At 72.7% G+C, this 22822-nt stretch carries 21 protein-coding genes; 17 read left to right on the top strand and 4 right to left on the bottom strand.

Going from position 1 to position 22822, the window contains the following annotated elements; translation table 11 throughout:
* Positions 1–4: 4 nt before the first annotated feature.
* From OG624_RS31970 to OG624_RS31980, 3 genes are all read left to right on the top strand, one after another.
* The gene (locus OG624_RS31970; RefSeq protein ID WP_033218178.1) at positions 5–1450 is read left to right on the top strand and encodes a sensor histidine kinase; all 1446 of its coding nucleotides are present in this window, start codon (positions 5–7) and stop codon (positions 1448–1450) included.
* A complete protein-coding gene (locus tag OG624_RS31975) occupies positions 1447–1980 on the top strand; it encodes a hypothetical protein (RefSeq protein ID WP_033218180.1) in 534 nt (177 codons plus the stop codon). The genes OG624_RS31970 and OG624_RS31975 overlap by 4 nt, the downstream gene beginning before the upstream one ends.
* A gap of 72 nt (positions 1981–2052) precedes the next feature.
* Entirely contained in the window at positions 2053–3312 is a 1260-nt protein-coding gene (locus tag OG624_RS31980; protein WP_371640103.1) for a cytochrome P450, read from the top strand.
* Here OG624_RS31980 and OG624_RS31985 read toward each other — a convergent pair.
* A complete protein-coding gene (locus OG624_RS31985) occupies positions 3272–3997 on the bottom strand; it encodes a hypothetical protein (protein ID WP_033218184.1) in 726 nt (241 codons plus the stop codon). The genes OG624_RS31980 and OG624_RS31985 overlap by 41 nt on opposite strands.
* Positions 3998–4098: 101 nt before the next feature.
* On the opposite strand from OG624_RS31985, the gene ggt reads away from it, so the two are divergent.
* Positions 4099–5898 (top strand): gamma-glutamyltransferase, encoded by a 1800-nt coding sequence (ggt, locus tag OG624_RS31990; RefSeq protein WP_033218186.1) that lies wholly within the window; start codon positions 4099–4101, stop codon positions 5896–5898.
* Between the two features lie 15 nt (positions 5899–5913).
* Here ggt and map read toward each other — a convergent pair whose 3' ends face one another.
* Complete coding sequence (map, locus tag OG624_RS31995; RefSeq protein ID WP_033218188.1) at positions 5914–6681, bottom strand: type I methionyl aminopeptidase; 768 nt, start codon at positions 6679–6681, stop codon at positions 5914–5916.
* Between the two features lie 64 nt (positions 6682–6745).
* On the opposite strand from map, the gene OG624_RS32000 reads away from it, so the two are divergent.
* From OG624_RS32000 to OG624_RS32035, 8 genes are all read left to right on the top strand, one after another.
* Positions 6746–6997, top strand: coding sequence for a helix-turn-helix domain-containing protein (locus tag OG624_RS32000; RefSeq protein ID WP_033218190.1), 252 nt, complete (start codon positions 6746–6748; stop codon positions 6995–6997).
* A 90-nt stretch (positions 6998–7087) separates the two neighbouring features.
* Positions 7088–8278, top strand: a complete 1191-nt coding sequence (locus tag OG624_RS32005) for an alginate lyase family protein (RefSeq protein ID WP_033218192.1) — start codon at positions 7088–7090, stop codon at positions 8276–8278.
* Positions 8279–8306: 28 nt separating this feature from the next.
* The gene (locus OG624_RS32010; protein WP_033218194.1) at positions 8307–8687 is read left to right on the top strand and encodes a PPOX class F420-dependent oxidoreductase; all 381 of its coding nucleotides are present in this window, start codon (positions 8307–8309) and stop codon (positions 8685–8687) included.
* 99 nt (positions 8688–8786) lie between these two features.
* Positions 8787–10247 carry a hypothetical protein gene (locus OG624_RS32015; protein WP_371640104.1) on the top strand — a complete coding sequence of 487 codons (1461 nt, stop codon included), beginning with the start codon at positions 8787–8789 and terminating at the stop codon, positions 10245–10247.
* A 176-nt stretch (positions 10248–10423) separates the two neighbouring features.
* Positions 10424–11266 (top strand): nitrilase-related carbon-nitrogen hydrolase, encoded by an 843-nt coding sequence (locus OG624_RS32020; RefSeq protein ID WP_030714627.1) that lies wholly within the window; start codon positions 10424–10426, stop codon positions 11264–11266.
* Complete coding sequence (locus tag OG624_RS32025; RefSeq protein ID WP_033218199.1) at positions 11263–12555, top strand: aspartate aminotransferase family protein; 1293 nt, start codon at positions 11263–11265, stop codon at positions 12553–12555. Before OG624_RS32020 ends, OG624_RS32025 begins: the two co-directional genes overlap by 4 nt.
* A 13-nt stretch (positions 12556–12568) precedes the next feature.
* Entirely contained in the window at positions 12569–13969 is a 1401-nt protein-coding gene (gene hydA / locus OG624_RS32030) for a dihydropyrimidinase (protein WP_371588747.1), read from the top strand.
* An 18-nt stretch (positions 13970–13987) separates the two neighbouring features.
* On the top strand, positions 13988–14989 hold the full coding sequence (locus OG624_RS32035; protein ID WP_033218203.1) for a TIGR03842 family LLM class F420-dependent oxidoreductase: 1002 nt from the start codon (positions 13988–13990) through the stop codon (positions 14987–14989).
* Positions 14990–15049: 60 nt separating this feature from the next.
* Here the strand turns inward: OG624_RS32035 and OG624_RS32040 are convergent, their stop codons facing one another.
* Positions 15050–16465: an MFS transporter gene (locus tag OG624_RS32040; RefSeq protein WP_371588748.1), complete on the bottom strand. Its 1416-nt coding sequence runs from the start codon at positions 16463–16465 to the stop codon at positions 15050–15052.
* A 140-nt stretch (positions 16466–16605) separates the two neighbouring features.
* On the opposite strand from OG624_RS32040, the gene OG624_RS32045 reads away from it, so the two are divergent.
* From OG624_RS32045 to OG624_RS32065, 5 genes are all read left to right on the top strand, one after another.
* Positions 16606–17427: a helix-turn-helix transcriptional regulator gene (locus OG624_RS32045; RefSeq protein ID WP_078909167.1), complete on the top strand. Its 822-nt coding sequence runs from the start codon at positions 16606–16608 to the stop codon at positions 17425–17427.
* 102 nt (positions 17428–17529) lie between these two features.
* Entirely contained in the window at positions 17530–18354 is an 825-nt protein-coding gene (locus OG624_RS32050) for an inositol monophosphatase family protein (RefSeq protein WP_033218207.1), read from the top strand.
* Positions 18355–18453: 99 nt separating this feature from the next.
* A complete protein-coding gene (locus tag OG624_RS32055; protein ID WP_161292054.1) occupies positions 18454–19872 on the top strand; it encodes a phytoene desaturase family protein in 1419 nt (472 codons plus the stop codon).
* Positions 19872–20387 (top strand): O-acetyl-ADP-ribose deacetylase, encoded by a 516-nt coding sequence (locus OG624_RS32060; RefSeq protein ID WP_033218211.1) that lies wholly within the window; start codon positions 19872–19874, stop codon positions 20385–20387. Before OG624_RS32055 ends, OG624_RS32060 begins: the two co-directional genes overlap by 1 nt.
* A gap of 164 nt (positions 20388–20551) precedes the next feature.
* The gene (locus OG624_RS32065) at positions 20552–22240 is read left to right on the top strand and encodes a sigma-70 family RNA polymerase sigma factor (RefSeq protein ID WP_371640105.1); all 1689 of its coding nucleotides are present in this window, start codon (positions 20552–20554) and stop codon (positions 22238–22240) included.
* A gap of 81 nt (positions 22241–22321) precedes the next feature.
* Here OG624_RS32065 and OG624_RS32070 read toward each other — a convergent pair whose 3' ends face one another.
* Positions 22322–22807, bottom strand: a complete 486-nt coding sequence (locus OG624_RS32070; protein ID WP_030714587.1) for an Lrp/AsnC family transcriptional regulator — start codon at positions 22805–22807, stop codon at positions 22322–22324.
* Positions 22808–22822 lie beyond the last annotated feature (15 nt).

Below are 22822 nucleotides of genomic sequence, written 5' to 3' on the forward strand. Positions count from 1 at the left end.
GACCGTGCGACGCATAGCGCCGCTGGGCCTGCGCACCCGACTGATCGCCGCCTTCCTGCTGGTCGCCGCGATCAGCGCGGTGACCACGGCCGCCCTCACCTACCAGCAGGCGCGCAACGCGATCCTCAAGCAGACCCAGGACACCGCCATCAGCACCCTGCGGGACCAGGTCGAGCAGCAGGAGTTCCGGCTTCCGCTGGACCAGCAGGAGGTCCAGCGCATCGTCATCGAACTCGGCAAGCGCGGCAAACCGCACCCGTGGATCATCTTCGGCGAGTACGGCAGCGTACGGGTCTCCACCAACCCCGGCACACCGACCTCCAGCGTCATCACCGACGACCTGCGCCGGAAGGTCCGCAGCCACGACTACACCGCCTTCCAACGGGTCGAGGACCAGCGCGGCAACCCGTGGCTCACCGTCGGGGTCCCCGCCTTCATCGAGCACAACGGCTCCATCGAAGCCACCGGCGCCGTCTTCTACGCCAGCGTCCCGCTCGCCACCGAGAAGCAGACCGTCGAAGCCATGGTCGACGCCGCCAAGCAGGGCGCCGTCCCGGGGCTGGCCATCGCCATCGTGCCCGCCCTGCTGGCCGCCCGCAGCGTCCTGCGGCCGGTCCGCGACATGCGCCGGGCCGCTCAGAACCTCGGCCGCGGCCGCCTCGACACCCGGATCGAGGTCAGGGGCGCCGACGAGCTCGCCGGACTCGCCCGCACCTTCAACGAGACCGCCCGCGCCCTGGAGCAGTCCGTACGCGAACTCCAGGACGCGGAGGTCCGCGCCCGCCGCTTCGCCTCCGACGTCTCCCACGAACTGCGCACCCCCCTCGCCGGGATGCTCGCCGTCACCGAGGTCCTCGACGAGGACGCCGAACGCCTCGACGCCGACACCGCCAAGGCCCTGCGCCTGGTCAGCGCCGAGACGGGCAAGCTCGCCGTTCTCGTCGAGGACCTGATGGAGATCTCCCGCTTCGACGCCCGGGCCGCCGAGCTCAACCTCGACGACGTGGACATCGCCGAAGCCGTGCGCAAGACCTTGGAGCGCCGCCACTGGGTCGACGACCGCGTCGTCACCGAACTGCCGGACCGGGTACGCGCCCGCCTGGACCCGCGCCGCTTCGACGTGATCCTCGCCAACCTCGTCGGCAACGCCCTCCGCCACGGCGGCGCGCCCGTACGCGTCACCGTACGGACCGCACCGGGCGAGCACGGCGAACGGCTCCTGATCGACGTCGCCGACAGCGGACCCGGCATCGCCCCCGAGGTACTGCCGCACATCTTCGACCGCTTCTTCAAGGCCGACGCGGCCCGGACCCGCTCCGCCGGCAGCGGACTCGGCCTCGCCATCACCCTGGAGAACGTCCGCCTGCACGGCGGCACCCTCCTCGCGGCCAACGGGCCCACCGGGGGAGCGGTCTTCACCCTCGACATGCCGCTGGAGGCCGACGCGTGACCGGGCACGGAACGAGATCCCGGGCAGCCGCGGCCACGGCGACGCTGGTCGGCTGCGCCCTGCTGCTCACCGGATGCGGGATCAAACGCACCGGGGTGATCGACAGCGGCCACTCCGCCACCGTCAAGGTCTCCGGGGGCAACAAGAGCAACTTCCTCTACTTCGTGGCCAAGGACGGCGACCGACTCGCGCCGAGCCCGTTCAGCCTGGCGGAGGGCTACCGGATCAACCCCGTGGTGCTGTTGCGGCTGCTGCTCGACGGCCCCCGTGGCCGGGCCGCCGAGGTCGGGCTCACCACGGCGCTGCCCCGGCTGCCCGCCGGACAGGAGGAACAGCTGGCGGTGAGCCCGTACACGCACGAAGGAACGACGGTCCGGGTGCCGTTCGCCGTGGGCGACCTGTCGGACCTGGCCCGCATGCAGATCGTGTGCACCATCGGCGCCTCCGTCCTGACGGACACCCGCAGCCCCGTCATCCTGCAAGGTTCCGACACCACCCTCCCGGCCGCAGACTGCGACCGGAAACGCTGACCGGCCCGGCGCACCCCCGGCCGCGGCACCGCACTCTTGCGGCCGGGGGCGCCCACCCGTCACGGTGGCCCCATGGACCACGCCGCGGACGTCCCCGACGTCTTCGACCCCCGCATCTACGCCTCCGGCATCCCGCACGAGCGCTACCGGCTGCTGCGCGAGCGGCACCCCGTGGCCTGGCAGCCGGAACCGGAGATCCAGGGTTGGCCCGCCGGCCCCGGCTTCTGGGCCGTCACCCGCCACTCCGACGTCGTACGGGTCCTGCGCGACCACCGGACGTACTCCTCCTGGCTGGGCGCCACCCAGATCCGCGACCCCGACCCCGCCGACCTGCCCTTCCTGCGCCGCACCATGCTCAACCAGGACCCGCCCGAGCACGGCCGGCTGCGGCGGCTGGTGTCCCGCGCCTTCACCCCCGCCCGCGTCGACGCCTTCGCCGCGCGGGTACGCGAGCGCGCCCGCACTCTCCTCGCCGCCGCCCGCCGGGACGCCGAGGACGGCTCCGTCGACCTCGTACGCGCCGTCACCGACACATACGCGCTGCTGAACCTCACCGACCTGCTCGGCATCCCGGACACCGACCGGGCCCTGCTGCTGGAGTGGACCGTACGGATCATCGGGTATCAGGACCCCGACGACGCCCCGGCGCCGCTCCTCGGCCCGGACGGCACCCCGCTCAACCCGCGCTCCCCGGCCCTGCTCGGCGAGATGTTCGCGTACGCCCGCGAACTGGCCGACCACAAGCGCGCGCACCCCGGCGACGACGTGATGACCGCCCTCGCCGAAGCCCGGCTCGACCCGGCCGAACTGGAGATGTTCTTCTTCCTGCTCACCGTCGCCGGCAACGACACCGTCCGCAGCGCCGCCCCCGGCGGCCTGCTCGCCCTGGCCGAGGCCCCGGACGCCTACCGCCGACTCGCGGACGGATCCGTCCCGTTCGACCGGGCCGTCGACGAGCTCCTGCGCGTCCACCCGCCGGTGCTCAGCTTCCGCCGCACGGCCGCCGTCGACACCGACCTGGCCGGTCGGCCGATCCGCGCCGGGGACAAGGTGGTGGTCTTCCACGCCTCCGCCAACCACGACGAGCGCGTCTTCGCCGACCCGGGCCGCCTGGACCTGGCGCGGACGCCCAACCCGCACGTCTCCTTCGGGGACGGCCCGCACGTCTGCCTCGGCGCCCACTTCGCCCGGCTCCAGCTGCGCATCCTCTACGAGGAGTGGTGCGCGGCCATGCCCGCGCCCGAACTGGCGGGACCGCCGCGCCGGCTGGTCTCCAACTTCATCAACGGGATCACACGGCTGCCGGTTCGGGTGTCAGGGCGGCCCGGGTGACATCGGCCGCGAGCTCGGTCACATCGGGGCCGTAGGCATCGGAGTTGACCACCTTCAGCACCAGGCAGAAGGGATCCTTCTTGTACGTGCGGGCCAGCCGCTCGTGGTGACGGGCGAGATAGCGGGCCGCGGCCTGGTTGCTGACCGCCGTCTGCCCGGAGAGCAGGAAGACGGGACGGCCGCCCTGGGCCCCCGTCAGCCTGGCGAGCAGCACGTACTCCACCCGGCCCTTGGCCCACCGGTAGCTCTCGCCGCCCACCTGGATCGCGCCCCGGTCCTCGTGTTCCTGGGTGTCGATGTTCACCCGTACCCCCGGCAGCATCGAGGCCAGGTGCGCCACCGTACGGGTGTTGGACGTCGGGCCGCCGACGCAGAACTCGGCACGCTCGCCGAAGCCCTGACGCGCCTCGTCGTGCGTGACGATCTGGACGTTGGCCCCGCAGTCCTTGATCAGCGCGGATATCTCCAGCAGCGCGAACGCGTCGTTGCGGTGCACCGACGACTCCTTGCCGCCCATCTGCCGGTTGACCACGAACAGGCACTCGGCGCCGGCCGGCAGTCCGAAGAACCCCTGCTTGCGGCGCAGCGAACGGCGCCACAGATAGGTCCGGGCGAACCAGCCGAACCCGCCGCTGACGGCGGTGGCTATCACCCCGAGCACGATGTTGCGCACGTCGTCGTTCATGCGGCGGATGGTAGCGGCCGGGTGGCCTTCCTGACGCAGGGGGTGCGGTGAAGTTACGCTGCGCCGACCAGATCTGACAAGCCGTCGACCGGAGGAACCGGATGCGTGCTCCCGCCGCACGTCAGTTAGCGCTCGTCGCCCTCGCCGGGGCGCTCGTCTCCACCGGGGCCGCGGCCCCGCCCACCACGACCACCCCACCGGCCAAGGTGCCGGTCGCCGCCGGCTACGGCGGGGCCGTCGCCAGCGTCGACGCCGACGCCTCCGCCGCGGGCATCGCCGTCCTGCGCTCCGGCGGCAACGCCGTGGACGCGGCGATCGCCACCGCCGCCGCCCTCGGGGTGACCGAGCCCTACTCGGCGGGCATCGGCGGAGGCGGCTACTTCGTGTACTACGACGCCCGCACGCGCCGAGTGCACACCATCGACGGCCGTGAGACAGCCCCCGCCACGGCCACCGAGACGCTCTTCCAGGAGAACGGCCTGCCCATCCCCTTCGCGGAGGGCCAGACCAGCGGCCGCGGCGTCGGTGTGCCCGGCACCCCCGCCACCTGGAAGAGCGCCCTCGACGCCTGGGGCACCCGCCCGCTGGACAAACTGCTGAAGCCCGCCGAGAAACTGGCCCGCGACGGCTTCACGGTGGACGCCACCTTCCGGGCCCAGACCGAGCTCAACCAGGACCGCTTCAAGGACTTCCCGGCCACCGCGAAGCTCTTCCTGCCGGGCGGCGCCCTGCCGGTGGTCGGCACCACCTTCAAGAACCCGGACCTGGCCACCACCTACGCCGAACTCGGCCGCAAGGGGACCGGCGCCCTCTACCGGGGGCCCCTCGCCGAGGACATCGTCCGGGCCGTGCGCACGCCCCCCGTGGACCCGGCGGCCACCCGCAAGGTCCGCCCCGGCGACCTGACCACCGCGGACCTGCGCGCGTACGCCACCAAGCGGCAGGAGCCGACCCGGGTGGGCTACCGGGGTCTGGACGTGTACAGCATGGCGCCCTCCTCCTCCGGCGGCACCACCGTCGGCGAGGCGCTGAACATCCTGGAGCGGACGGACCTCTCGAAGCTGTCCGAGACGCAGTACCTGCACCGCTTCATCGAGGCCTCACGGATCTCCTTCGCCGACCGGGGCCGCTGGGTCGGCGACCCGGCGGCCGTGGACGTGCCCACGCGCGAGCTGCTCTCGCAGCGGTTCGCCGACTCACGTGGCTGCCTGATCGCGCCCGACCGTACGCTGACCAGCCCGCTCGCCCCCGGTGACCCGCGCCACCCGGCGCCCTGCGGCGGTTCCGGCCAGGCCGCCCCGACCCCGTACGAAGGGGAGAACACCACCCACCTGACGGCCGCCGACCGCTGGGGCAACGTGGTCTCCTACACCCTGACCATCGAATCCACCGGCGGCAGCGCCATCACCGTCCCGGGCCGCGGCTTCCTGCTGAACAACGAGCTGACCGACTTCTCCTTCGCCCCGGCCGCACCCGGGGTCCCGGACCCGAACCTGCCCGGCCCCGGCAAGCGGCCGCGCTCCTCCATGGCTCCGACGATCGTGCTGGAGGACGGTCGCCCGGTGCTCGCGGTGGGCTCCCCGGGCGGCGCGACCATCATCACCACCGTGCTGCAGACCCTGATCGGCCACCTGGACCGGGGACTGCCGCTGGTTGAGGCGATCGCCGCGCCGCGGGCCAGCCAGCGCAACCAGACCACCACCGAGCTGGAGCCGGGCCTGTGGAACAGCCCGGTGCGCGCGGAGCTGGAGGCGATCGGCCAGGCCTTTAGGCAGAACCCGGAGATCGGCGCCGCGACCGGCGTGCAGCGGCTGCCGGACGGCCGCTGGCTGGCGGCGGCCGAGACCAGCCGCCGGGGCGGCGGCTCGGCGATGGTGGTCCACCCGCACGGGAGGCCATAGCGCCACTTTCAGGCCCTAGAGCGCGGTGAGGATCCGCGGACCGTCGGCGGTGATCGCGACCGTGTGCTCCGAGTGGGCGGCGCGACTGCCGTCGACGGTGCGCAGGGTCCAGCCGTCCGCGTCGCAGGTGTAGTCGTCCGTACCGCCCGCGATCAGCATCGGCTCGATGGCGAGGACCAGGCCGGGACGCAGCGTCATCCCGCGTCCCGGCGGGCCCTCGTTGGGCACGCCCGGGTCCTCGTGCATGCTGCGACCGATGCCGTGGCCGCCGAAGCCGTCGGGCACCCCGTAACCGGCGGCCCGGCAGGTGGCACCGATGGCGTGCGCGATGTCGCCGATCCTGTTCCCCGGTACGGCGGCGGCGATCCCGGCCGCGAGGGCCGCCTCGGAGGTCTCGATCAGCCGGAGGTCGGCGGGGCGGGCCCGGCCGACCGTGAAGCTGATGGCCGCGTCGCCGGCCCAGCCGCCGAGCAGCGCCCCGAAGTCGGCGCTGACCAGGTCGCCGTCCTGCAGCGGGTGCTTGCCGGGGATGCCGTGCACGATCGCGTCGTTGACCGAGAGGCACACCGAGGCGGGGAAGGGCACCGGTGCGAACTTCGGCCGGTAGCCCAGGAAGGGCGAGGTGGCGCCGGCCTCGCGGAGCACCTCGCGCGCCACCCGGTCCAGGTCCAGCGGGGACACCCCCACGTCGGCGGCCTCCCGTACGGCGGCCAGGGCGCGGGCGACCACCCGGCCCGCGGCCCGCATCTCGTCGATCTCTCGGTCCGTCTTCAGTTTCACCATGCCAATAACTATACCGGTATAAAAATAACGGGATAGTTATTGGTGTGCGGGGTAGGATGAAGCCATGGTCCGTACCCCCCTCACCCCCGAAGAGCGCGAGCGCGGCGAGCGGCTCGGCGTCCTGCTGCGCGAGGCCCGCGGCGACCGGAGCATGGTCGAGGTCGCCGCCGGCGCCGGGCTCTCCGCCGAGACCCTGCGCAAGATCGAGACCGGCCGGGCGCCCACCCCCGCCTTCTTCACGGTCGCCGCCCTCGCCGCGGCCCTCGGCCTCTCCCTGGACGACCTGCTCCGCCGCTGCGCCGCCGTCCCCGTCTAGAGCCTGCCGTTCGGGCGGGCCCGCAGGCCAGACGGACCAATCCGCGGTGGGAGGTCCGAAGCGCGGGGCAAGCGTGAAGGCGTGTCAGCCATGAACGCATCCAAGCGCGTCGGATTCGCAGTCGTCGGCGCCCTCCTCGCGGGCGGCCTGCTGCTCGCCGCCTGCGCCGCCCCCGAAGGCCACGACGCCGGCGACGTGGTCTTCCACCACCCGGGCGTCGTCGTCAGCCACGGCGGGCTCCGGCAGGCGAAGCAGATGGTCGCGGCCGGCAAGGAACCCTGGACCTCGGCCTACCGGTCACTCCTGACCAGCCGCTACGCCTCGCTCGACTACACCCCGCACCCGGCCGACGTGGTGCCCTGCCCCTTCAACAGCGGCCCGCAGTCCTGCCTCGACGAACGACAGGACGCGATCGCCGCCTACACCCATGCCCTGCTGTGGTCGGTGAACGGCAGGACCGCCCACGCGCGCAAGGCCGTACAGATCATGGACGCCTGGTCGGCCGTGATGAAGACGCACCGCGAGGACAACGCCGCACTCCAGGCCGCCTGGTCCGGATCCAGCTGGGCGCGCGCCGCCGAGATCATGAACGCCGACTACCCCGACTGGGGGCAATCGCGGGTCGACCGGTTCAAGCGGATGCTGCGCACGGCCTACCTGCCGGCCGTCCGCACCCAGGTGCCCGCCTACAACGGCAACTGGGAACTGGCCATGACCGACGCCGCCGTCTCCATCGCCGTCTTCCTGGAGGACCAGGTGATCTTCCGGGAGTCGCTGGAGCGGTTCCGGGCGCGCGTGCCCGCGTACTTCTACCTCCGGTCGGACGGCCCGCGCCCGATGGCCCCGCAGTACGCCGCCATCCACACCGCCGACCAGGTCAAGGCGTACTGGTTCGACCAGGGCACCTACGTCGACGGCATCGCCCAGGAGACCTGCCGCAACCTGATGCACGTCGGCTACGCGCTCGCCGCGTCCGCGCACATCGCCGAGACCGCCTGGCACCAGGGCGTCGACCTGTACGGCGAGCAGTCCGCCCGGCTGCGCACCGCGCTGGAGTTCCACGCGAAGTACCAGCTCGGGGCCGAGGCCCCGCCGTGGCTGTGCGGGGGCAAGGTGGAGCGGACCATGGGGCCCGACCTGGAGGTGGCCCTGCACCACTACGAGACACGGACCGGCGCGAAGCTCCCGTACACCCGCGCCCTGGTCGAGAAGACCCGGCCGGCCGGGACGGACGAGCTGTTCGTGGCCTGGGAAACGGTCAGCCACGGAGAGGCGCCTTGATCCGAAAGACAGGCCCTAGGGTTCGGTCATGGATCTCGAAGAGTTCGGCAGGGCGCGGTACGTCAGTCTCACCACCTTCCGCAAGGACGGCACGCCCGTGGCGACGCCGGTGTGGGCGGTGGCCGACGCGGGTGAGCTGTACGTGTGGACGCGCAGCGATTCGTGGAAGGTCAAGCGGATCCGCAACAACGGGCGGGTCACCGTCACCGCGTGCGACATGCGCGGGCGCGTCGAGGAAGGGGCGCAGGCGCGGGAGGGTGAGGCCCGGCTGCTCGACGAGGCGGGCCTGCGGCGGGTGCGGAAGCTGATGTCGCGCAAGTACACCTGGCAGTTCTGGTTGGTGGACGTGCCCGCCGCCCTGGCGCGGCGCGGCAAGCGCCCGCACACCGCGATCGCCGTCAAGCTTTGAGATTCCCGTAGCCCGCCCGTAACACGGGTGGGGTCCAATGCGGTCATGGAGACCGCGACTTCGCTGGCGATCAGTCAACTCTCTGGATATTTGCGGGGATTGACGCAGAGGCTGGATCCCGGGGCAGGCTGGTACGGGGAGTTCGTGCGCAGGGATCCGGAAGGCCTGAAGGCCTGTCTCGACGGGGCGGCGATGCCTCCGTGGGACGTGGTGGAATCGCTGCTGCGGGACCTGGCCGGGGCCCGGGGCACGGAGTTCGCGGCGCGGGAGACCGTATACGCGGCCCAGCTGCGGGCGGCGGCCGTCGCCGTGTGGGACCGGCTGCCGGGCGGCGAGGGCGAGCTGCGGTCCCTGCTCGCGGCGGCCGCGGAACAGCGGGCCGCTTCGCAGACGGCGCTGCGGAGCCTGACCGTACGGCTCGGCCGGGCCGCCGACCGGGCCGAGACGGACGCCCTCACCCGGGAACTCTCCTGGGCCCAGGACGACGTGGCCCGCGCGGCGGCCCGTCACGAGGACCTGGCGGCTCGACTTCGGGCCCTGCGGGCGGGCACCGAAGGGCCCTGGCCGACGCGGCAGGAGACCGCGCAGTGGCTGCCCGGGGTACCCCGGCAACGGGAGACCCGCCCCGAACAGGGCCCTGGATCGCACCCCGCACCGTCCCCGGAGCCGCGCCCGGCACCACGTCCCGGGCCGGAGGCAGCTCCTTCCGAGGAGCCCCCCGCGCGGGCCGAGGCGCCGGTGGGCCGGGCCGAGGGGCGCTGGCTGCGCGGTGCCCGGCGCGCCGGAGGCGCCCGGTACGCGGGCTCGGCGGCCCCCGCGGCTCCGGCGTTCACCCCGCCGCCGGGGCACCCCGGCGGGGACGGCACACCGGGCGGCCTTCCCGGTGCGGCACTTCCCCCGCCGCGCGGAGCCCGCTTCGGCGTCCCGGACGCCGCCGCACCCGAACCCGAATCCGAGGCTCCCGGCGGCGGCGAGGCCGCGCCGCACCCCGTACCCCGCCCCGTACCCCGTCCTGAGCAGGCGCCAGGACCTTCGGCCGGTGTCCCCGGAGCGGTCGCCGCCGCCCTGCTCGCCCTGCGCGCCCAGGGCCGCAGCGGCGAGGCGCACGTCCTGCTGTGCGAGGCCGCGGCCCGGCCCGCCGAACAACTGCCCGCACTGGCCGCCGAGCTGACCCGGGCCGGGCTCGCGGCCGACTGGGCGACCCTGCTGTGGGAGGCGGCCTCCCTCCCGCCCGAGCGGCTCGCGGCGGCCGCGGCCGCCCTCGGCGCCGCCGGCCGGGAGGCCGACTGCGACGCCCTGCTGCGCCAAGGCGTCGCCCGCCCGGCCTCCGAGGTCGCCGACGCGGCACTCGCCCTCGACGGCGCCGGCCGGATCCGCGAGGCGGACGCCCTGCTCGGCGCCTTCGTGCGGGTGCGCACCGCCGAGGAGGCGGCGGGCCTGGCCCGGCACGACCCGCAGTGGTTCGCCCCGAGGCTGCTCCGGGCGGCCCGGGCGCTGCCCGGACCACGGCACCGTGACCTGCTCCACGCGCTGCGGGTGGCGGGCATCGCAGGTGCGTAGGGGTACTGATCCGCCCGTCTCCTGATCGCATTCGACCGCGTGGCGACGTAACGTGATCGACTACTCCAACCGCGCACGGCGCTCTTGCCCCACGCTGTGACGAGGCCTACGTTCTACTCCCTACGCACACCGTCTACGTGCGTAGAACTCGGCGTTCCCGTCGCGAGGAGCAGCTCATGGCCCAAGTCGTCCGCGCCGCGCTGGTCCAGGCCACCTGGACCGGAGACACCGATTCGATGATCGCCAAACATGAGGAGTACGCCCGCCGGGCAGCCGCCGAAGGCGCGCAGATCATCGGCTTCCAAGAGGTCTTCAACGCCCCCTACTTCTGCCAGGTCCAGGAGCCCGAGCACTACGCGTGGGCCGAGGCCGTCCCCGACGGCCCGACCGTACGCCGTATGCAGGACCTCGCCCGCGAGACCGGCATGGTGATCGTCGTACCGGTCTTCGAGCTGGAGAGCGAGGGCTTCTACTACAACACCGCCGCCGTCATCGACGCCGACGGCAGCTACCTGGGCAAGTACCGCAAGCACCACATCCCCCAGGTCAAAGGTTTCTGGGAGAAGTACTACTTCCGCCCGGGCAACCTCGGCTGGCCCGTCTTCGACACCGCCGTCGGCAAGGTCGGCGTCTACATCTGCTACGACCGCCACTTCCCGGAGGGATGGCGCCAACTGGGCCTGGCCGGAGCCCAACTGGTCTACAACCCCTCCGCCACCTCCCGAGGCCTGTCCGCGTACCTGTGGCAGCTGGAGCAGCCGGCATCGGCCGTCGCCAACGAGTACTTCATCGCCGCGATCAACCGGGTCGGCCAGGAGGAGTACGGCGACAACGACTTCTACGGCACCAGCTACTTCGTCGACCCGCGCGGTCAGTTCGTCGGGGACGTCGCCAGCGACAAGGACGAGGAACTCGTCGTCCGCGACCTCGACTTCGACCTGATCAAGGAGGTCCGCGACCAGTGGGCCTTCTACCGCGACCGCCGTCCCGACGCCTACGGAGGGCTCGTACAGCCGTGACCAACCCGACCCCGCTCCACAGCCGCCACCGCACCGTCCTGCCCGACTGGCTCGCGCTCTACTACAAGCACCCCATCGAGCTCACCCACGGCGAGGGCCGCCACGTCTGGGACGCCGACGGCAACCGCTACCTCGACTTCTTCGGCGGCATCCTCACCACGATGACCGCCCACGCCCTGCCCGAGGTCACCAAGGCCGTGTCCGAGCAGGCCGGGCGGATCATCCACTCCTCCACGCTCTACCTCAACCGGCCGATGATCGAGCTGGCCGAGCGGGTCGCCGCCCTCTCCGGCATCCCCGACGCCCGGGTCTTCTTCACCACCTCCGGCACCGAGGCCAACGACACCGCCCTGCTGCTCGCGACCACGTACCGCCGCTCCAACCAGATCCTGGCGATGCGCAACAGCTACCACGGCCGGTCCTTCTCCACCGTCTCGATCACCGGGAACCGCGGCTGGTCCCCGACCAGCCTCTCCCCGCTGCAGACGTACTACGTCCAAGGCGCGGTCCGTACCCGCGGCCCCCTCGCCCACCTGGACGACGCCGCCTTCACCGCGGCCGCCGTCGCGGACCTGGAGGACGTGCTCGGCCAGGCCCGCGGGGGAGTGGCCGCCCTCATCGCCGAACCCGTCCAGGGCGTCGGCGGCTTCACCTCCCCGCCCGACGGCCTCTACGGAGCCTTCCGCGAGGTGCTGGACCGCCACGGCATCCTGTGGATCAGCGACGAGGTGCAGACCGGCTGGGGACGCACCGGCGACAACTTCTGGGGCTGGCAGGCCCACGCCCAGAACGGCCCGCCCGACATCCTCACCTTCGCCAAGGGCATCGGCAACGGCATGTCCATCGGCGGGGTCGTGGCCCGCGCCGAGGTGATGAACTGCCTGGACTCCCACTCCATCTCCACCTTCGGCGGCTCCCCGGTCACCATGGCGGCCGGCGTCGCCAACCTCGCGTACCTGCTGGAGCACGACCTCCAGGGCAACGCCCGCCGCGTCGGCGGCCTGCTCCTGGAGCGGCTGCGCGCGATCGCGGCCACCGTGCCCGCCGTACGGGAGGTCCGCGGTCGGGGCCTGATGGCCGGCCTCGAACTCACCAGGCCGGGCACCGACGAGGCCGACCCGGACGCGGCCGCGGCCGTCCTGGAGGCGGCCCGCGAGGGCGGCCTGCTGCTCGGCAAGGGAGGCGGGTACAACACCAGCGTGCTGCGCATCGCGCCGCCGCTGTCCCTCACCGTCGCCGAGGCGGAAGAGGGCGCCGAGATCCTCGAACAGGCCTTGCGCAGCATTTGAGTAGGGGGATCACATGAGCATCCGCACCCTGATCCGTGGCGGCCTCGTCGTCACCGCCTCCGACGAACTGCACGCGGACGTCCTGATCGAGGACGGCCGCGTGGCGGCGCTGGCCGCACACGGCTCGGCGGCCGCCGAGGCCTGGACGGCCGACCGCACGATCGACGCGACCGGGAAGTACGTCATCCCCGGCGGGGTCGACGCGCACACCCACATGGAACTTCCCTTCGGAGGCACCTCGGCCTCCGACACCTTCGAGACCGGAACCAGAGCCGCCGCCTGGGGCGGCACCACCACGATCGTCGACTTCGCCGTGCAGAGCGTGGGCCACTCGCTGCGCGAGGGGCTCGACACCTGGTACGCCAAGGCCGACGGCAACTGCGCCGTCGACTACGCCTTCCACATGATCCTCTCGGACGTCAACGAGAGAACGCTCAAGGAGATGGACCACCTCGTCGGCGAGGGCGTCACCTCCTTCAAGCTGTTCATGGCCTACCCCGGGGTCTTCTACAGCGACGACGGGCAGATCCTGCGGGCCATGCAGCGCGGCGCCGCCAACGGCGGGCTGATCATGATGCACGCCGAGAACGGCATCGCGATCGACGTCCTCGTCGAGCAGGCCCTCGCCCGCGGGGAGACCGACCCCCGCCACCACGGCGAGGTCCGCAAGGTCCTGCTGGAGGCCGAGGCCACCCATCGGGCCATCCAGCTGGCGCGGGTCGCGGGCGCCCCGCTGTACGTGGTCCACGTCTCGGCGGAGGAGGCGGTCGCGGAGCTGGCCGCCGCCCGCGACAAGGGGCTCCCGGTCTTCGGGGAGACCTGTCCGCAGTACCTGTTCCTGTCCACGGACAACCTGGAGGAGCCCGACTTCCAGGGCGCCAAGTACGTCTGCTCCACCCCGCTGCGGCCGAAGGAACACCAGGCGGCACTGTGGCGGGGCCTGCGGACCAACGACCTCCAAGTGGTCTCCACCGACCACTGCCCCTTCTGCTTCCGGGGCCAGAAAGAACTGGGCCGGGGCGACTTCTCCAAGATCCCCAACGGACTGCCGGGGGTGGAGAACCGCATGGACCTCCTCCACCAGGCCGTCCTGGACGGGCACATCAGCCGCCGACGCTGGATCGAGATCGCGTGCGCGACCCCGGCCCGGATGTTCGGCCTCTACCCGCAGAAGGGCACCATCGCGCCGGGCTCCGACGCCGACATCGTCCTCTACGATCCGCACGCCGAGCAGGTCATCTCCGCCGAGACGCACCACATGAACGTGGACTACTCGGCGTACGAGGGCAGGCGGATCACCGGACGCGTCGACACCGTGCTCTCGCGCGGCGAACTCGTCATCGACCAGCGCGATTTCACCGGCCGGGCCGGCCACGGGGCCTTCGTCCCCCGCTCCACCTGCCAGTACCTGTAAAGCTCAAGGAGCCGCCCCATGGACTTCGGCCTCGTCCTGCAGACCGACCCGCCCGCCTCCCAGGTCATCAGCCTCATGAAGCGCGCCGAACGCAACGGCTTCCGCTACGGCTGGACCTTCGACTCGGCGGTCCTCTGGCAGGAGCCGTTCGTCATCTACAGCCAGATCCTCGAACACACCCGCAAGTTGCACATCGGCCCCATGGTCACCAACCCCGGCACCCGCACCTGGGAGGTGACCGCCTCCACCTTCGCCACCCTCAACGACATGTTCGGCAACCGCACCGTCTGCGGGATCGGGCGCGGGGACTCGGCGATGCGGGTCGCCGGACGCAAGCCCAACACCCTGGCCCGCCTGGGCGAGGCCATCGACGTCATCCGGGACCTGGCCGAGGGCCGCGAGGCCCTGGTGGACGGCAATCCGATCCGCCTGCCGTGGGTCCGCGAGGGGAAGCTCCCCGTGTGGATGGCGGCGTACGGGCCCAAGGCCCTGGCCCTGGCCGGGGAGAAGGCCGACGGGTTCATCCTCCAGCTCGCCGACCTCTACCTCACCGAGTGGATGGTCAAGTCGGTGCGCGAGGCCGCCGTGGCGGCCGGCCGCGACCCGGCGGAGATCACCATCTGCGTGGCCGCCCCCGCGTACGTCAGCGAGGACCTCGCCCACGCCCGCGACCAGTGCCGCTGGTTCGGCGGCATGGTCGGCAACCACGTGGCCGACCTGGTCGGCCGCTACGGCGAGCACTCCTCGATGGTTCCCGACGAGCTCACCGAGTACATCAAGGCCCGCGAGGGCTACGACTACAGCCACCACGGACGGGCCGGGAACCCGTCCACCGACTTCGTCCCCGACGAGATCGTCGACCGCTTCTGCCTGCTGGGCCCGGCCGAGGCGCACATCGAGAAGCTTCGCGCCCTGCGCGACCTGGGCGTCGACCAGTTCGCCGTCTACGACATGCACGACGCACGGGAGGCCACGATCGACGCGTACGGCCAACACATCATCCCGGTGCTGCGCGACTGACGCCGCGGTCGGCGCGGGGCCGCGCGGGCCCGGAGGACCGATTCCGGGCCCGCGCGACGGTCAGGCCTTCCTCCGGCCGCCCAGCCCCAGGCCCACCAGGACCGCCGCCGCGAGGACGATCACCGCGTCTAGCGCCAGGACCGTCCGCACCCCGTCGAACAGCGAGGCCTGCGTGGTGGCCAGGACACCCAGCATCGGGATCCCGATGGTGATGCCGACCTGCTGGGTGGTGGTGACCAGGCCGGTCGCCAGACCCTGCTGCTCGTCCGGCACACCGCTCGTCACCACGAGCCCGTACGAGATGATCGCGCCGAGGTGGCACATGCTGGCCAGCGAGACGGCCACGGTCGCGAGCAGTGCGCCCGACTGCGGGCCCACCCCGAGCAGCGCGGCGCCCAGCAGGCCCTGGCCGAGCAGCGAGCCGACCAGGGTGCGGCGGGCACCGAACCGGCCGATCACCTTCGGCGCGTACGACCCGGCGACGACGGAGGCGAGGCCCTGCACCCCGAAGACCAGTCCCGTCCGGAAGGACGAGAGCTCCAGCGTCTCCTGGAGGTACAGCGTCAGCACGAACACGACCGTCGACATCATCGAGAAGGTCACCAGACCGCCGACATTGCCCCAGGCGACCGTGCGTCGCTTCAGCATCGGCAACGAGACCAGCGGAGCCGGGGACTTCGACTCCACCACCACGAACGCGACGAGCAGGACCAGCCCGAGCACCAGCGTGCCCCGAACGTCCAGGTCACCGAAGCCGCGCCGGGCCGCCGTCGACAGGGCGTAGATCAGCGCGAGCAGACCGCCGGTCACGGTGACCGCCCCGGGCACGTCCAGCCGCGGCCGCTCCGTGGTGCGCGATTCCGGCAGCAGCCCCGGCGCCACGAACAGCACGATCACCGCGGTCACCGTGAGCAGCCCCATCGTGGAGCGCCAGCCCAGGGTGTCGGTCATGACACCGCCGAGCACCATGCCGACGGTGAAGCCGAGGGACAGCAGGGTGCCGGAGATGCCGAGCGCCTTGTCGCGCAGCGGGCCCTCGGGGAAGGTCGTCGTCAGCAGGGACATGCCGGTGGGCACGATGACCGCCGCGCCCAGCCCCTGCAGGGCGCGCCCGGTCAGGAAGGAGGCCGGATCCCAGGCGAGGGTCGCGAGCAGGGAGGCCGCGCCGAAGAGCGCGAGGCCGGTGAGGAACAGTTTCTTGCGGCCGTACAGGTCGGCGATCCGGCCGAAGAGGAGCAGGAAGCCACCGGACGGCAGGGCGAAGGCGGTGATGGCCCACTGGAGGGCGGAGCGGCCGAGGCCCAGGTCCTCGCCGAGCACCGGCAGAGCCACGTTCAGTACGGAGAAGTCGAGCGCCACCATGAACTGGGCGGCGCAGAGCACGAAGAGCACCCATCGGGCCCGGCCGGAGAGCCGGTGGTGCTCGGGGGCCGCCGTGTGCGGCCCGTCGGTCGTTGTCTGTGTGTCGATCGCCATGGCCACCACCCTCGCGGCCCGGGAATCTTCGTGCAGAGTGGGAACTTATCCTGTTGGTGGCACCAACAGGCAGCCGGACAGGGGGACCAGTGGCCACACCGACCGCGCAGCACAGGCGGCCCGAACTGCGCGAGTTCCTCATGAGCAGACGGGCCCGGATCACCCCGACCGAGGCCGGCCTGCCGGACGGCGGGGCCCGCCGCCGCACCCCGGGGCTGCGCCGCGAAGAGGTCGCCGTGCTCGCCGGGGTCGGGGTCTCCTGGTACCAGTGGCTGGAGCAGGGGCGCGACATCACGGTGTCCGGGCACGTCCTGGACGCGGTGGGCCGGGTGCTGAAACTGACCAGCGCCGAGCGCCGCCACCTGTACGTCCTCGCCGGGCTCAACCCGCCCGCCCTGGAGGTCGCCCCGGGCGAACGGGGCAGGTGCGACGGCCTCCGGCGGCTGATCGAGGCCTGGATGCCCTTCCCCGCGCACATCATGGACCGGTACTGGAACACCGTGATGTACAACGACGCGGCCTCGCTGGTCTTCGGGATGCGCCCCGAGATCACCCAGAACTGCCTGATCGCCTTCTTCACCGACCCCATCTACCGATCACGTTCCCCGCACTGGGCGGAGATCGCCCGCGTGGTGGTCGCCCAGTTCCGGGCGGCCTGCTCGGAGAGCCCCCACGACGAGGGCTTCCGGGCGGTGATCGAGGAGGCCCGGGAGCTCAGCCCGGAGTTCGCCGAGCTGTGGGAGCGGGGCGACGTTCTGCCCGGGGGACAGGTCGAGAAGCAGATCGAGCACCCGGTGACCGGAACGCTGCACGTGGAGTCGACCCAGCTGCGCGTGCCCGCCCGCCCCGACCTGGCGATCGTCCTCCACACCCCGCTGCCGGGCACCGGCACGGCCGAGAAGCTGGAATGGCTGACCTCGCCCGAGGGCCGACGCGGATCGATGTTCCCGCTGGCCGGCTGAGTCCCCGGACCCGGACCGGTTCACCCGGTGGACACCCGACGGCCGGCAACCGGTACGGGATCGGCGGTGGGGTTTGTCGGTCGGGCGTGCTTTGCTGGAGACATGATCGATGAGTTCCTGGCCCAGGGCCTGTCCGATGTGGAAGAAGCCGTCCGCAAGGCGGCGGCGATCGAGATCATGCCGAGATTCAGGCAGCTCGCCGAGCACGAGGTCGACGAGAAGAACGGCCCCCACGACCTGGTGACCGTGGCCGACCGCAAGGCGGAGGAGCACCTCACGGCCGCCCTGACGCGGCTGCTGCCCGGCTCCGCCGTGGTCGGCGAGGAAGCCGTGCACGCCGACCCGGGTGTGTACGCGGCGCTGCGCGCGGACGCCCCGGTGTGGATCGTCGACCCCGTCGACGGCACCCGTCAGTTCGTGAACGGCGACCCCGCGTTCTGCACCCTGGTCGCCCTGGCCCTGCACGGGGAGATCCTCGCCTCCTGGACCTTCGCCCCGGCACTGGAGGAGCTGGCCACCGCCGTGCGCGGGCAGGGCGCGTACCTCAACGGCGAGCGGATCCGAAGCGGTTCGCCCGAGCCGGGCGCCGCACTGCGCGTCGCCATCGCCCACCCGCTCTACACGAGCGACGAGAACAAGCGGACGCTGGCCCGCCTGGACGTCCCCGGCGTCGCGGCCCGCCCCTGCGGCTCGGCCGGCCTGGAATACCTGAAGGTGGCCCGCGGCGAGATGGACGGCCTGGCCTTCACCTGGCCCTCGGCCTGGGACCACGCGGCCGGGCTGCTGATGGTCGCCGAGGCCGGCGGCACCCAGAGCACGGTCGACGGGGTCCCCTTCCGGGTGGACCGCGACAACGCGCTGCCGTTCGCGGTCGGGCGTGACGAGGCCACCACCGTACGCATCCGGGAGCTGCTCCGGGGCGCCTGACCGGACCGTCGCGGCCGGGCGCGGTCGAGCCGGGTCCGGACGGGTCGGGCGGCGCAATATCCTGGGGGCGCGGGCGCGCCGGAGACGAAGGAGTCGCAAGTGCCGTCGATTCTCGATGTGGTTGTGGTGGGAGCGGGGCCGAACGGGCTGACGGCCGCGGTCGAACTGGCCAGGCGCGGCTTCTCGGTGGCCGTCTTCGAGGCCGGCGACACCGTCGGAGGCGGCGCCCGGACCGAGGAACTCACCCTCCCCGGCTTCCGGCACGACCCCTGCTCCGCGGTGCACCCGCTCGGCGCCGGCTCGCCGGTCTTCGCCACGATGCCGCTGGGGCGGTACGGGCTGGAGTGGCTGCACGCCCCGCTGCCCATGGCGCACCCCTTCGACGACGGCACGGCCGCGGTCCTGTCCCGCTCGGTCGCGGAGACGGCGGCGTCCTTCGGGCCGCGCGACGCGGGCACCTACCGGCGCCTGGTCGGGCCGTTCCTCGGCAAATGGGACACCCTGGCCCGGGACTTCATGTCCCTGCCGAGCACCGCGCTGCCCCGGGACCCGCTCACGCTCGCCCGCTTCGGGCTCGCCGGAATGCCGCCCTCCACCTGGCTCCTGAGCCGCTTCCACGACGAGCGGGCCCGCGCGCTGTTCGCCGGCCTCGTGGCCCACGTCATCGCCCCGCTCAGCGGGATCGCCACCAGCGCCGTGGGCCTGGTCTTCGCACTGGCCGCGCACGCGAACGGCTGGCCGATGCCGCGCGGCGGCTCCCAGTCCGTCTCCGACGCCCTCGCCGGATACCTGCGCGACCTCGGCGGGACCATCCACACCGGCTTCGAGGTCAAGCGGCTCGACGACCTCCCGCCCGCCCGCACCTACGTCTTCGACACCTCGCCGACCGCCCTGGCCCGCATCGCCCGCCTGGGCCGCGCCTACGACGGCTACCGTTACGGCGCCTCCGTGTTCAAGCTCGACTACGCGCTGGACGGCCCGGTCCCGTGGACGGCCGAGGCGCCGCGCCGCGCCGGCACCGTCCAGATCGGCCCGCGCGTCCGCGACATCGACGCCGCCCTGCAGCTCGCCTCCGGCGGCAGGGCACCCCGCGCCCCCTTCCTCATCACCGCGCAGCCCACCCTCGTCGACCCGAGCCGGGCGCCCGAGGGCAAGCACGTGTTCTGGGCGTACGGACATGTCCCCGCGGGCTGGGACGGCGATCTCACCGAAGCCGTCGAGACCCAACTGGAGCGCTTCGCGCCGGGCTTCCGCGACCTCGTGCTCGCCCGCGCCACCGCCGGCCCGCCCCAGCTCGCCGCCCGCAACCCCAACTACGTCGGCGGCGACATCGCCTGCGGTGCCGCCTCCGGCCTCCAGCTCCTGCTGCGCCCCAAGCTCTCCCTCACCCCGTACACGACGGCCCACCCGGCGGTCTTCCTGTGCTCCTCGGCCACCCCGCCCGGCCCGGGCGTCCACGGCATGTCCGGGCACAACGCCGCCAAAGCGGTCTGGCGACACCTGCGAAAGGGCTGCTGATGACCCGTATCACCCTGGTCCGCGGCGACATCACCGCCGAGAAGGTCGACGCCATCGTCAACGCGGCGAACTCCTCGCTGCTCGGCGGCGGCGGGGTCGACGGCGCCATCCACCGGCGCGGCGGCCCGGAGATCCTCGCCGCCTGCGAGGATCTGCGGCGTTCGCACTACGGCAAGGGGCTGGCCACGGGCCGAGCCGTGGCCACCACGGCCGGGCGGCTCGCCGCCGGGCACGTCATCCACACGGTGGGCCCGGTCTGGTCACGCGACGAGGACCGCTCCGCGCTGCTGGCCTCCTGCTACCGCGAGTCGCTGCGGATCGCCGACGAGCTGGGAGCCCGTACGGTCGCCTTCCCGGCCATCTCCACCGGCATCTACGGCTGGCCGATGGACGACGGCGCCCGGATCGCGGTGGAGACCGTGCGCGGCGCCCGTACCGAGGTCGAGGAGGTGCGGTTCGTGCTCTTCGACGAGGTGGCCTACCAGGCCTTCGCCGACCGGGTCGGCGCCGTCTAGGAGGCGTCGACCCACGCGTGGGCGAAGGCCAACTGCCTTGCGCGGGCTCCGGAAGGCGATATCGATATCAGTTTTTCGATGTCGGATGGATCACGTTTACAGAAGTCGCAGGCCGGTTCGACAATGGCGCGCATCCCCAACGGCTTTTCGAACGAGGGTTGCTCATGCTCAGTGGACGCTCCAGCCTTGTCTCCGCGCCCGACCATGAACTGACGGCGTCGGTGCGCGAGGGCGCGGACCAGGAAGCCGTCAGGATTCTGTATGAACGGCACTGGCGGAGCGTGTTCCACTACGCGCGTAGCTGCAGCCGCAGCGCGCACACCGCGGAGGACCTCGCCTCCGAGGCCTTCGCCCGGACCCTGGAAGCCGTCCGGGACGGCAACGGCCCCGAATCCGCCTGGCGTCCGTACCTGTTGACCGTCGTGCGGCGTACGGCGGCGCAGTGGGCGGCGTCGGAGCGGCGCACCGAACTCTCCGAGGACTTCGAGCGCTGGTGCGAGAAGCATCTGGGCCTCGTCGACGCCGAGAGCTCCGAGGACCGCATGCTCCACCACGAGGACCGCCGGCTGGTGTCGCGCGGGTTCCGTTCGCTGCCGGAGCGCTGGCAGGCGGTGCTCTGGTACTCGGAGGTCGAGCGGCAGCCGGCGAGTACCGTCGCCCGCCTCCTCGGGCTGAGCCGCAGCGGCGTCTCCTCGCTCAACGCCAGGGCCCGGGAGGGGCTGCGCGAGGCGTACCTCGCCGCGCACCTGCGACTCACGGGCGGGGACGAGGAGTGCCGGCGCTACGGCTCGCTCCTCGCCGCTTCCGTGCGCAAGCCCGACGCCCAGGTCAAGCGGTTCCTCGCGGCCCACCTCGACTCCTGCTCGACGTGCCGTCGGGCGGTGCGGGAGCTCACCGACCTGAACGAGCGGATCGGTGCCGTCCTCCCCGTGGGGATCCTGCTGTGGGGCGCGGAACGGCTCCTGTCCGGCGGCGCGGCCGCGACCGCCGTCGCCGGGAGCGCGCAGCCCCTCGTTCCGGCCGTGCCGGACCCGACGGTCACCGGTTCGCTGCCGGCCCACGGACTCCACTGGGGGGCCGGGGCGGCGGCCGTCGCCGTCACCGGTGTGGTCGTCGCCGTCCTGGCCTCCGGCCCTCCTCCGGCGCGCTCCGAGCCGCCCGTACCCCGCGCGGCCGCCCCCGCCACCCTGGCTCCGGCGGCGGCCCCGGTGCCCACACGGACGGAGGGTCCCCGCCCCACGGAGGCGCCGACCCCCACCGCCGTGGCCAACGCCGTCGCGACCGCCATGGCCACCGCCAAGGCCACCCCCACCACGTCGGCACCGACCGAGCCGCCCGTCGGAGCCTGGGCACCGGCCCCGCGCGACCGGACGACCATGCGGATCGCGGCCACGGGCCGCTGCATCGAGATCCCCGACGCGTCGACGGCGTCCGGCGTCCAGCCGCGCGAGGCGGGCTGCGACGGCAGCGCCGCGCAGCAGTGGGACGTACTCATGCCGTACAAGGGGGACCGCGGCCGGCTGCAGCTGCGCAACACGGCGACCGGGCTCTGCCTGCGGGGTTCCGGGACGAAGGAGGAAGGAGCGCCGGTCGTCCAGCATGCCTGCGACGCACGCGACCGTCGCCAACTGTGGTGGCTCCACTCCAGGAACGGGACCTTCGGAGGCTTCTTCGACCAGGACAAGGTCATGGTCCTGGGTCTGTCCGACCCGTGCGCGGGAGACCCCGGCCGACCGCACAGCCCGCACATCACCACGAACCGCGACCACGGCAACTCGCCCTCCCACTCGATCCGGTTCGACGGCGTCCTCCTCGACGACCGGATACCGGAGGTGAGTTCCCGCAGGACCTGACGGGCGCGGGCGGGGGACCGGGCGCAGAACGCCGCCCGGGCCGCCGGCCCGCCCGGGTCGCCGGCCCGCGGGGCCCGGCGGTCAGCGCGGCGAGCGCCGCGACCCGCCAGGGGCCGGTCGCGGGTACGTCCGGGACTGCTTGACACTGCCGAACGCGAAGCTCGACTCGATCGACGCGATCCCGGGGATCGCGTGGATCCGGTGGCGCACCAGGGATTCGTAGGCCTCCAGGTCCTCGATGACGACCCGGAGCAGATAGTCGCTGCTGCCCGCCATCAGGTAGCAGTCCTGGATGTGCTCGATGACCGCGACGTGCTCCTCGAACAGCCGCACCGCCTCCGCCGTGTGGCGTTCCAGCCGGATCCGGACGAAGACGGTCACCGGGAGGCCGAAGGCGACCTGGTCGACCATGGCCGTGTAGCCGCGGATCAGGCCCGCCTCCTCCAGCCGCCGGACCCGGCGCAGGCAGGGCGACGGCGACAGCCGCACGCGGTCGGCGAGGTCCTGGTTGGACAGGCGCCCGTCGGCCTGCAACTCCCTGATGATCTGCAGATCGACTGCGTCCATGGTCACTCCTTGGCA

Source organism: Streptomyces virginiae (assembly GCF_041432505.1).
Taxonomy (GTDB): domain Bacteria; phylum Actinomycetota; class Actinomycetes; order Streptomycetales; family Streptomycetaceae; genus Streptomyces; species Streptomyces virginiae_A.